The 10809-nt window shown below is 41.7% G+C and carries 9 protein-coding genes and 1 pseudogene; 3 read left to right on the forward strand and 7 right to left on the reverse strand.

The window, feature by feature from the left end; all coding sequences use genetic code 11:
* The first annotated feature begins 131 nt into the window (after window positions 1-131).
* Window positions 132-2210, forward strand: coding sequence for an ATP-dependent helicase (locus RBR61_RS08530; RefSeq protein WP_320343572.1), 2079 nt, complete (start codon window positions 132-134; stop codon window positions 2208-2210).
* Window positions 2211-2218: 8 nt separating this feature from the next.
* On the opposite strand, the gene RBR61_RS08535 is transcribed toward RBR61_RS08530, so the two are convergent.
* Window positions 2219-3802 carry a GGDEF domain-containing protein gene (locus tag RBR61_RS08535; protein ID WP_320343574.1) on the reverse strand — a complete coding sequence of 528 codons (1584 nt, stop codon included), beginning with the start codon at window positions 3800-3802 and terminating at the stop codon, window positions 2219-2221.
* A 116-nt stretch (window positions 3803-3918) separates the two neighbouring features.
* Here RBR61_RS08535 and RBR61_RS08540 point away from each other — a divergent pair, with 116 nt between their 5' ends.
* Window positions 3919-4440: a c-type cytochrome gene (locus RBR61_RS08540; protein WP_320343575.1), complete on the forward strand. Its 522-nt coding sequence runs from the start codon at window positions 3919-3921 to the stop codon at window positions 4438-4440.
* Here the strand turns inward: RBR61_RS08540 and trpB are convergent.
* A pseudogene (gene trpB / locus RBR61_RS08545) lies at window positions 4437-5644 on the reverse strand (tryptophan synthase subunit beta). The gene RBR61_RS08540 and the pseudogene trpB sit on opposite strands and share 4 nt — an antisense overlap.
* A 67-nt stretch (window positions 5645-5711) precedes the next feature.
* On the opposite strand from trpB, the gene RBR61_RS08550 reads away from it, so the two are divergent.
* Window positions 5712-6131 carry a hypothetical protein gene (locus RBR61_RS08550; RefSeq protein WP_320343577.1) on the forward strand — a complete coding sequence of 140 codons (420 nt, stop codon included), beginning with the start codon at window positions 5712-5714 and terminating at the stop codon, window positions 6129-6131.
* On the opposite strand, the gene RBR61_RS08555 is transcribed toward RBR61_RS08550, so the two are convergent.
* The 5 genes from RBR61_RS08555 to RBR61_RS08575 form a co-directional block, all read right to left on the reverse strand.
* The gene (locus RBR61_RS08555) at window positions 6097-6906 is read right to left on the reverse strand and encodes an EI24 domain-containing protein (RefSeq protein WP_320343579.1); all 810 of its coding nucleotides are present in this window, start codon (window positions 6904-6906) and stop codon (window positions 6097-6099) included. The two genes, RBR61_RS08550 and RBR61_RS08555, sit on opposite strands and share 35 nt — an antisense overlap.
* Window positions 6903-7844: a DUF3137 domain-containing protein gene (locus RBR61_RS08560; RefSeq protein ID WP_320343580.1), complete on the reverse strand. Its 942-nt coding sequence runs from the start codon at window positions 7842-7844 to the stop codon at window positions 6903-6905. The genes RBR61_RS08555 and RBR61_RS08560 overlap by 4 nt, the downstream gene beginning before the upstream one ends.
* An 8-nt stretch (window positions 7845-7852) precedes the next feature.
* Window positions 7853-8407, reverse strand: coding sequence for a LemA family protein (locus RBR61_RS08565; protein ID WP_320343582.1), 555 nt, complete (start codon window positions 8405-8407; stop codon window positions 7853-7855).
* Between the two features lie 57 nt (window positions 8408-8464).
* On the reverse strand, window positions 8465-9655 hold the full coding sequence (locus RBR61_RS08570; protein WP_320343584.1) for an NAD(P)/FAD-dependent oxidoreductase: 1191 nt from the start codon (window positions 9653-9655) through the stop codon (window positions 8465-8467).
* Window positions 9656-10809, reverse strand: a 1154-nt coding sequence (locus tag RBR61_RS08575) for a Smr/MutS family protein (protein ID WP_320343586.1), incomplete at its 5' end; no start/stop codon positions are given.

Genomic DNA, 10809 nt, shown 5'->3' on the forward strand with positions numbered 1-10809 from the left:
AAAAAGATGTGAGGCTTTGCTTATTTGAGTTTTATTTGTTCTTGCGCAAACACTACACAATAGAAGCTCTTTTTTTAAAAAGTTGAAGCTTATGATAGTATAATTTCACTCTTAATTTAAGAGGAGTCTTTTTGCCACTTTCGCGTTTAAATGAGGAACAGTACCTCGCTGCAACATCAAAAAACAGACAAAATCTCATCATAGCTTCTGCAGGAACCGGCAAGACCTCTACTATTGTAGGCAGAATCGCTTATCTTTTAGATGCGGGCGTAAAACCACAAGAGATTTTGCTTCTTACTTTCACAAACAAAGCAGCTGCAGAGATGGTTCAGCGTGTTGCAGATTTTTTCGGCAATGATGTAGCTTCAAAGATAGATGCGGGGACATTTCATGCTGTAAGTTACAGATGGCTTAAAAAGGATGACAAAAAAGTCGTTTTAAAGCAGCAAAGAGAGTTAAAGACGCTCTTTAGAAGCGTTTATGAAAAGCGCTCTTTTGGGCACATAGGGGCGGAGATAATGCCTTATGGCGGAAACTATCTATATGACGTATACTCCTTTTACCAAAATACGGAACTTGAAGATAACTTTGAAGAGTGGGTTAAAAACAGATACCCTGAACATGAGCTCTTTGCGATGATATATGCAGACATTGTCGATGAGTTCGAGGCTCTGAAAAAAGAGTACGGCTTTGTAAACTTCAATGATCTGCTGCTAAACTTCAGAGAGATGTGCAAGAGCAAAGACCTTGGTTACAAAGAGGTGCTTGTCGATGAGTATCAGGATACAAATGCGCTCCAAGGCACGCTTATAGATGCGATGAGCCCGCCGTCACTCTTTTGTGTCGGGGATTACGATCAGAGCATCTACGCTTTTAACGGTGCTGACATATCCATAATAGGGACATTTTCAAAAAAATTTCCGACCGCACAAGTGCATACCCTGACTAAAAATTACCGCTCAACCGTGCCGATCCTCTCGCTTGCCACAAAGGTCATAGAGCACAATGAGCGGATATATCCAAAAAAACTTGAAGTTACACGTTCTCACACTTCGCAGCCTCCGACACTGCTGGCTTATGACGAGCTTTTCGATCAGTACCATGACATTGCCCGCAAAATAAGCACAACGCAAACACCGCAGGAGGAGATAGCCGTAATATTTCGAAACAACTCCTCGGCTGACGGCATAGAGGTAGGGCTTCGTGAGCTTGGCATCTCGTGCAAGCGAAAAGGCGGGACAAGCTTTTTTGACTCGCGTGAAGTTAAAGCAGTTTTAGATTTTTATACTTTGCTTGTAAACGAGTCCGACATGATGGCATTTATACATCTCTTTGAGTTTGCAAGAGGCATTGGAAGTGCTATGGCAAAAGAGCTCTACATTGCTCTTAAGACGTTAGGCCACGGCAGCATATTTTACGGCCTTTATGCGCCTGACGAATCAAACAAAAATCCGTTTGAGAAGAGAAAACTCAACCATCAGCTGGGTCTTTTTGATGATTTTTTAGAGCTTGGCAGTGTGGGTAAATTCGCAAAACTCGGATTTGAAGATAAATTTATGCGCAATCCGATCTTAAAACATCCAAAACTTACAAAAGAGAACGCTACATTTCTGCATGATTTTTACCTCTTGTTTAGAGATCTAAAGGGTGTGAAACAGCCGCGTACCATAGTCAAAAAGATCGCAGAGTCGGCAATATACAAATATATAGCTGAATTTTTGGCAAGTAGAAGAGCGCAGCTTAAAGACGGCACTATCGATGAGAAGCAAAAGGCGGATGCGCTATCTAAGATAGCAAGAAAAATGGTTTTGCTAGAGGAGCTCTCAAAACCGTACAGCGAACATGAGAGATTTTTAAATGCAATGATTCTTGGTTCGTCCGATCTGACTCAGGGCGAGGGGGTAAATCTTCTTAGCGTGCACGCTTCAAAAGGCTTGGAGTATAAAGAGGTCTATATTGTCGATCTGATGGACGGGCGCTTCCCAAACCGTAAACTTATGCAGCGCGGCGGCTCGCTTGATGAGGAGAGAAGGCTTTTTTATGTGGCGGTTACGCGCGCAAAGGATATACTCTATCTTAGCTACGCAAAATATGACAAGATCAAAAAACTAAACTTCCTGCCGTCACAGTTTTTGTACGAAGCCGGATTGGTTCCAAAGGATGAGGCTTTTAGGGCAATGGTACTAAAAGAGGAGGGTAAAGAGGAGTAGCTTTGGTTCTAAGCAAAGGTTTCTTTGTTATATACTACAACTCTGTTGCGTCCGCTCTCTTTAGCTCTGTATAACGCTTCATCGGCGCATCTGTATATTTCGTTAACATTGTGGAGAGTGTTCGGTTCAATGACGATAACTCCCATAGATATAGTTATATATCTGCTTGCACCGTTTTTTTCATGTTCTATCTTTTCATTTTCGATACTCTCTTTTATGCCGTTTGCAAAAGAGAGAGCCTCTTTGTGATGCATACCCGTACATAATATGCCAAACTCTTCGCCTCCAAGCCTAAAAGCCATATCACCGGCTCTCTTAAGTGAGTTTCTAAGATTTTTTGCCACTATTTTTATAACATGATCTCCCGCCTGATGACCATAGGTGTCGTTGAACTGTTTAAAGAAATCAACATCCAAAATAATGAACACAAGCGGCTGTTTTGTCCTGCTCTGTATCTTTAGGTTATCTTCAAAAACTTTGTCAAAGTGTCTTCTGTTGTATAGGGAAGTCATAGAGTCTGTAATTGTCAATTTTTGTATGTTTTTTATATATTTTCTGTTTTTACAATAAAAGATGCCGTTTATATATGCAATAAACAAGATGGAGAAAACCCCCGCTATTATTACGTAGATGGAGAGCTGTTTTGTCTCTTTAAGCCTGTTGTTAAGGCTTTTTTCTAAATATATAGCGTTGACATCGTAAAGAGCGATTATAAGATTGATGTTTTTAGTGATCAGCTCAAAAATCCCATCCGGTTCAAGAGCTACACTGCTCGCACTCAAGAGATTTATTTGGGTAAATTCAATGATGGCTTTTTGCGCCTTTCTCATCTTTACATGCTGCTCTTTCATATCTATGTTTTGCTCTGTGGCGTAGAGTATATCCAGATTGAATTCCAGCTTTTTTAGTACCTCTTCTATCTTGTTCATCTGTATAACGAAGTACTCTTTTTGGTGCTTTGTAAGTTCTCTGCCTTTCGTGCCTGCCGCGGTTGCCCTTATCTGACCGTTGTACTCGATAAGCTGTGGAAGAAGGTAGACCACATTCTCTATCATTACATAAGAGTCCATTTTAGGGTCTAGAATAAGATTACATCCGTAAGAGATACGGTTGGAGTAGTTCATAAACTCTTCAATCAATTCGGAAAAATAGCCAAAACTGGCAAATTCCAAAGAGTTTTTATCTATAGAGTCTATAAAATCTAACAGTTCCGATTTTAAAAAGCCATTTTTATCATAAGCGTTAATAGCCTCTCTTAGAGATATGAGATTTTTCGATATGTTCTCTTTTGTAAGTTCGAGTTCTTGAAGTGAGTTTGTTGAAGGCTCCTGTATACACACTAATCCCCTTAATCTTTGGAGATTGAAAACCGTATTTTGAACCTCTTTTATGGTCGATAAGCCTTTTATCTCGTCAATTATGAATTCTAAATCTTTTTGCAGATGTAAAAAAGCGTAGGAGAATATTATGGTAACGCCAATTATCGGCATAATAGTTATTAAGATAAAGTATTTGAAGTTCTCTTTTGTTGTGTCATGGTCGATATTTTTCATACTGCTGTTTCCATTTGACATATAACAGATTTTAACCATTCTATCCTTATTTTTCTAAAAATCATAATTTTAAATAAATTAGATAAAAATTGTTAAAATTTTTTTTATGTTATAGTTTAAAACTTATGAGTATAATGAGGAAAAAGGAGAGTTTCATGAAAATTTTCATATCGTCAGTATTAGCCCTGTTTCTACTTGGTTGCAGCGGTGATAACAAACAGTCGGCAGAGGAGAGCGCAACTGCGCAGAAGGAGAGTGTAACTCAAAACGTTAAAGATGTAAAGAGCGAAGCTATCGAAGCAGCAAAAGAGGTAAAAGAGGAGGTTGTTAAGACAGCCGAGCAAGTAAAAGAGGAAGTTGCTACGAAAGTTGAAGAGAGCAAGGAAGCAGTCGCAGCTAAAGTTGAAGAGGCAGAGACAATGATAGCCGAAGTTCAGGTTGATGGAGCAAAACTTTACCAAGTGTGTGCAGGATGTCACGGTGCAGACGGCTCAAAAGTAGCTCTTGGCAAGTCTCAGATCATAAAGGGCTGGAGTTCTGATAAGATAAAAGATGCTTTAAACGGATATAAAGCGGGAACTTACGGCGGAGCTATGAAAAGTATTATGGTAGGGCAGGTCTCCAAGCTTGGAGATGCTGAGATACAAGCCCTCTCAGAGCATATTTCTAAACTCTAGTCTTTTAGAGGAATAGGGTAGTTTTCTACTATGTAGTCAATATCCTTGTCTCCTCTTCCGCTGAGATTTACTAAAATAGCCTCTTTTGGATTCTCTTTTGCATATTTCATTGCAAATGCTACTGCATGTGCCGACTCAAGGGCAGGGATGATCCCCTCATGCTGAGATAGCTTATAAAAAGCATCTACCGCTTCGTCGTCACTGCAAAGACCGATGTTTGTTCTTCCTATACTGTTCAAGTAGGCATGTTCCGGTCCAACAGATGGATAGTCTATGCCGCTTCCGATAGAGTGAACCGGAGCCGGGTTGCCTTCGCTGTCTTTTAGCATAATGGAGTTAAATCCATGCATTACCCCCTCGCTTCCGTAAGTTAGACTTGCACTGTGTTCACCTATGTTAACACCTTTTCCTGCAGGTTCTACAGAGTAGAGCTTCACAGCGTCTTCTATAAAAGCACTGAAAATTCCCATAGCGTTGCTTCCGCCTCCTACACAAGCCGTTACCATGTCCGGAAGTTTGCCCGTCATCTCAAAGAACTGCTCTTTTGCTTCGATTCCAACTACGCTTTGAAAGTCTCTTACCATCTTTGGAAAAGGGTGAGGTCCAACGACTGAGCCTATGGCAAAGAGCTGATTGTCCGTATCTTTTAAATACGCTTCAAATGCGCTGTCAACCGCTTCTTTAAGTGTTTTAAGACCGTGAGTCGCAGGAACTACTTTGGCTCCCAGTATCTGCATACGCACAACATTCGGGTGCTCTTTTGCAATATCGACTTCGCCCATATGTATCTCACACTCAAGTCCGAAGTAGGCTGCAGCGGTCGCAAGAGCCACACCGTGCTGACCTGCACCTGTCTCTGCTATAAGTTTTTCTTACCGAGATGTTTTGCTAAGAGCGCCTCCGCCATACAGTGGTTTAGCTTGTGCGCACCCGTATGGTTAAGGTCTTCACGCTTAAGGTAGATTTGCCCTCCGCCGATGAAATCTGAGAGATTTTTGCAGTAGGTGATTGGAGTAGGACGGCCTTGGTAATGTTTTCTGATCTTTTTAAGCTCATCAAGAAAAACAAAAGATTTTGATAGTTTGTCATACGCTTCGTTTATATCTTGAAAAGGCTTTTCAAGCTGAGGCGGAATAAATGCGCCTCCAAACTTTCCAAAAAATCCGTTTTCATCAGGTATAGAGTCTAAATATGGTCTTTTCACGATTAATTCCCCTTTTTTGTCAAATTGTAGCGATTAAGAGATAAAATTATAGAAAAAGAAAATTTTTATGAAAAACACTATTTTGGTACTGTTACTTTTTCTCTTTTTAGGTTGTGACGGAAAGGTCTATAAAAACATCTATGACAAGAGCATGGTCGGTGCAAATATCTCATCAATAGATATCGTCGCAAATGATGAACGCTCTCTTGCTATCACAAAAAAAGTTATGGAGAAAAAAGGTTTTGTTGTCGGTAAGTCAGATTATATGCTGCGGGTTGAGTATAGAGATTATACTCTCTCATGCACAAATCCGCTCTCAAAAACCTCCTCAGATTACACCTATGAAGGGCTGCTTGTTTTAGAACTTTTTTACAACGGCAGTAAAGTCTATTCGATATTTAGAGACATTAAGAAAGATGTTGGCGAGAAGCACTATTTGACTCTCATCGACATTATGCTTGAAGATCTTGAGACAAAGAGGGAGTGAGTGCTCTGATCTTTTTGGTCTCCAAAAAGTAAGTGTGCCCTAGGTAGATGACAAAAAATATAGCTCCGAAAAATATGGCAAACGGAACAAGCGAGATAAGATAGAGCAGAAGGGTTTTTAGCCTGATGTTGCTTTTATTGAAAAAGGCGATCTGTTTAGCCTCATCTTTTGTGCATATGGTTGAAGAGACATCAAAGGTAAGCATCTTATGAAAAAAGTAGTAGAGCGGTATGTTGATCGCCACTATATTTAGAAGCGGGACAAAGTAAAAAGGGATGAGAAGAAAAAAGAGAAGTACCATTACCGCAAAGTATTTGACGGCCAAAAAGATTGCAGAGAGAGGGTTTGAATGGCCTATTAGATCAACCTCTGTGTAGTGTCTTAGGCGAAGCTCTTTTAGTATGAGCGGAGTTAGAAACCCGATGATAATGACTGCTACAAAGACAGAGAGATAGATGGTTAAAAAACCTCCTACTACGTAGATAAGAAAAGTAGCCAGCCACGACGTGATGGTGTAGCTCATCAAAAATTTTATGATAGCAGAGCCCTCTAGCTCCGCTTCTATGTTCTCGGTATGAGGGATGCCCTCTTGCATGGTGGTCTGAGAACTCTCTATATGCATAGTGCCAAGTTGCTCAACGCCCATACCTGCTACAACAAAGAAGATGATATACATAACGATAAGGCTTATAACAAATGGCAAAAGGGCGTATTTAAGCATTTTCGGCGTTAAAAAATCTTTGATGCTTTGAAACAGTATCTCTTTTTCGCTCATATTTTGCTCCAGAGCTTTTGATTGAGCTTAAGCTCCTCTACAACGCCTATTGCCAGATGCAGAGTCTTTACATACTCCATAGCCACCTTGTAGTCCAGCAGCGAGCGGAATACTGATGGTTCAAACAGGTCTTTGTTATAGCTGATCGCCATATAGATATGAGATCCTACAAAAGAGATGTGAACTTGATGGCTTGATTTTTGTTGAAAGGCCAAGAGTTTTTTCATTAGCGAATTTGAGAGGATATATCTTGCTTCCACTTGGTCTGTGGAGTAGACGACAAACTCCTTCTCAAACTCCGGGTCATCCATCTTGACCAGTTCGTCTCTTGCCATATTGTTTGACTGCAGCCAGTGCCCGATGATGTCTCCGAACGTACTTTGTGCGCTGTCTGGCAGGACAACGGTCTCTCCGCTGAAGTGCTTGTTGAAATCAGCGACTATGAAAAGCCCCTGAAAGAGAGTACTCCAGCTCTCTCTTCCTTTTGAGTTTTTGTGCCTCTTTTGGGCATGTATGTCTGAGAACTGGACGTTGATACCGTCAATAAGACCTTTTACATAGTCATTTCCGCTGAGTTTATCAGGTTTTTCAAAGAGTCTAGAGTTCTCAAAATAGTAGTCGGATACATGTGTGTTTGATGCGTATACAAGCGAAGAGTCTATGGCATGAACAAGCGGCTTGATAACGCTCATCTTAAACTCATGCGTATAGTCGTGAACCAAAAATTTATAAGCAATACCCCCAAGCGCGATGGTAGCAAAGAGAACAAACTCATAAAAACCTTGAAGCGAGTATGCCGCAACACCTGCAATAACCGTGAGAAAAATCCCAACCATAATGATGCGGTGACTGAGATTTTTTCTATTCTTTTCCAGTTTTTCAAGCGTGGGATAGAGACTCTTGTAGTAAAAGTCTGTCAATTCACTTACGCTCTTCACTGTCAAACCTAGCTAAAGAGCTCTTTAACGTCTACATTTTTGCGCTCACTCTCTACGATCTCAAACACCTCTTTTCTTCTGTAGTTGATAAGAGATGCCATAAAATTTGTAGGAACCATCTCTATGGCATTGTTGTAGTCTGTCACGGCTTGATTGTAAGCACGTCTTGCAGCTGATATCTGCTCTTCCACTTCATGAAGCGTGTGTTGCAGATGCATAATGTTCTCATTTGCCTTTAATTCCGGATAGTTCTCAACAGCGACCATGATGGAGCCAAGGGCTGAGGTCACTTTTGCATCAAGAGCTATTTTGTTTGCATCGCTGATGTCTGGTTTTATTGCTTCGGCGCGCAGCTTTGTCACCTCTTCCAAAAGCGATTTCTCGTGTTGCATATACTCTTTTACGGAAGCGACAAGGTTTGGAATGAGGTCGTAGCGTTTTTTAAGGACAGTATCAACACTTGCAAAGATATTTTCAACCTGATTTTTCTTTGCAACCAGAGAGTTGTACATCAAAACTAAGATTAGTGCTAAAACGAGGAGAATTATAAAGGGCATCGACATCTAGAACTCCTTTAATGGTAGGTGCTAGTAGTTTACCCTAAAATAGTTAAAACTATTTTAAGATTTTATTATATTATTTGCCGCCAAATAACCGCTTGCCCAGGCAAAAGCGAAGTTGTAGCCGCCTCGGCGGCCTACAACGTCTAAAACCTCTCCGCAGAAGTAAAGATTTTTTTGTTTTAGCGACTCAAATGTTTTTGGATTTATCTCGGTCGTATCAACTCCGCCGCCTGCAACTTCAGCATGCCTGAAACCGTGGGTATCGCTTACTTTAAAACGCCAACTCAGAATCTGGTTGGCTATTTTTTTGCTCAGTTTAGTGTCGATATCTTTGCCGCTCAATGTGGCAGAGAGCTTTAATTCATCCAAAATTCCCGAAGTGATCTTAAGCGGAACAAGCCCTGCTAAGATATCTGATAATGTAAAATCACTCTGCACGGAGGCAAGCTTGCTGATATGGGAGGAGAGCTTTTGGGCGTTAAATGATGGTAGCAGGTTTATGGATATGCTTACATCTGCTCCATCTCTTATGGCAACGCTTGCAGCTTGTGAGATATCAAGAATTGCAAAGCCTGAAACCCCATAGTCAGTAAAGAGAATATCACCGCTTGAGCTTGTCTCTTTTTTGTTGTTTATAAGCAGAGTTACTTCGCCATCTGTTTTTGCACCGCTCATTTTTTTGACACATCCGGAGTCAAGATGGAGCTGAACGAGAGATGGGTATGTGGGGATAATGTTGTGCCCGACCTCTTTGGCGAACTCCAAGCCGTCCCTGTTTCCGCCAAGATGAGATGCAGCCTCTGAACCTGTAGCGACGACTACGGCATCATAGTCGTTTAAAAGCTTTTTTATATCGCTGATCTTTGTCTCTGTGTTTATCTTTACGCCCAGACTTTTTGCATGGCTAAGAAGCAGAGCGGCAACGCTTTTTGCCTCATTGCTAAGAGGGTAGACGCGGCCGTCTTCTTTAGCGTCAAGCAGAAGCCCGATGCTCTCGCAAAACTTCTCAAACTCATTAAATCCAAACTCTTTGAGAGCAAACTCTACAAAAGATGGATTTTGAGAGAAGTAGTCATTTGTGCTCAAATTTTTGTTTGTAATATTGCAGCGCCCGTTTCCCGATACCAATATCTTTTTGGCACACTTTTGGTTCTGTTCAAACAGCTCTACATCAACGCCGTTTTTTGCGCAAAATATTGCACATAAAAGTCCGCTTGCCCCGCCGCCGATGATCGCTGTCCTCTTCATCTAGAGTGTCACGACTTTCGCGCCGAATCCGCCCAGGTGCTGCGGTGCGTCCTCAAACTTTTTTACTCTTGGGTGAGCTTTTAAAAACTCTTTGACGGCATAGGAGAGTTTTCCCGTTCCTATGCCGTGATAAACTATCACCTCGTCCCAGCCGTTTATAAGAGCATCGGATATGAATTTATCGAGCACTTCCGTTGCCTCTTCGGCCCTCATGCCGTGCAGGTCGCACTTTAATCCGGCTCTTTTTTGGACGTTTACTTTTATGTCGGTGGTCGGTTTTTGCTTTATGACCTGCGTATGTTTTAGCTGTGATGTCTTTACTCTCACGCGCATACCGTCGACTTCGACAATAGCCTCTTTTTTCTCTTTTATGGCGACTATGACACCCTTTTTGCTGTGGTACTTTACATTGTCGCCAACTTTAAACTCGGCAATCTGTGCAATCTGCGGCTCTTTCTTCTCGGGAGGGAGTTTTTTGTTCGCCTCGTTCATGGCTCTGTGGATAGCCTTCATGTCTCCTGCACGAGCCGCTTTTTTTGCCTCGTCTATTGCAGTTTTGTAGCTCTCTTTGAGAGCATTTTTCTCACGCTCAAGCTCCTCGAAGATCTTTACTCTCTCCTCTTTGAGTTCACGCTCTTTTGCCTCAAGTTCATCTATTTTTTCGTCGACTGTTTTGTGCTTTTGCTTTAGTTCGCGCTCCAGCTGCGAGCCTCTCTCTATAAGAAGATTGAGCTTTTCGCTGTTGTCTCCGTAGAGGGCTTTTGCCTCTTGTACGATCTTGTTTGAGATGCCGTATCTCTGTGCCGTTTCAAATGCGTAGCTTTTTCCGATGATACCGTGCATAAATTCATATGTCGGAACTCTGTTTTTCTCATCATAGATTGCCGCCATCAGCTCTACGTCTTCGCGGTCTGCCATTAGGGCCGCTAGACGCTTATGGTGGGTTGTCACCACTATCTTATGCCCTTTTAGTATCAGCTCGTCAAGTATAACTTTAAATAGCGCCGCTGCCTCGTCACTGTCTGTTCCGAGCTCTATCTCGTCCACTCCGACAAGCGCATCCCTGCATTCGAATATCTTTGAGAACTCCTGCATACGTCCGGCAAAGGTTGAGATGTCGTTCTTGACATTTTGAGGATCGTCTATAATTGCAA

Source organism: Sulfurimonas sp., from assembly GCF_034005705.1.
GTDB lineage: Bacteria > Campylobacterota > Campylobacteria > Campylobacterales > Sulfurimonadaceae > Sulfurimonas.